The organism is Acidovorax sp. KPB24-07, assembly GCF_057543315.1.
The window spans coordinates 1-542 of sequence record NZ_BAAJYS010000963.1 but is presented as its reverse complement, the minus strand read 5'-3'; the positions used below and the strand labels follow the sequence as shown (position 1 = coordinate 542).

The following is a 542-nucleotide window of genomic DNA, read 5'->3' as shown; positions in this document are numbered from 1 at the left end:
GCGGCCGGCGTCCAGGGGGTGGACTCGCCGGCCGTGGGGTTGGCGGTGGAATCGAGCGCTGGGGCGGTGGACTGGGTCATGCCGGGCTCCTTTCGGATGGTTCATTGGCGGGCGGGTTGGCGATGGCGGGCGCGGGCGCGGATGGCAAAGGGTCCGGCGGCACGGGCGGCGTGTCGCGGTCGAGAAAGCGCAGCAGGGTGGTCTTGCTGATCGCGCCGCGGAAGCGGCCGCCGTCCTCCACCACCGGCAGCGGGCAGGGCGCCTGCGCCACCTGGCCGAACAGGTCCGCCACCGGCGCATCCACTGGAATGGGCACCACGCCGTCCAGATAGGCGTGCTGCAGGCCCAGCGGGCCCACGTGGCCCTGCAGCGCGGCGCGCAGCGAGTCGGCCGACACCGTGCCCAGGTACATCCGCGCCGGGCTCACCACGTAGGCGAAGTCGCGGTCCTGCTCCTCCAGCTGCTGCAGCGCGGCGCGCGAGCCCCGGTCGCGCTGCTCCGACACCACGGTGAGCGGGCGCCGGGCGATGTCGCCGGCCTTG

The 542-nt window shown here is 74.7% G+C and carries 1 protein-coding gene; it reads right to left on the bottom strand.

The features are described from left to right. Positions 1-76: 76 nt before the first annotated feature. On the bottom strand, positions 77-542 hold a 466-nt coding region (locus AC27IQ_RS26910), incomplete at its 5' end, for a CBS domain-containing protein (protein WP_487091530.1).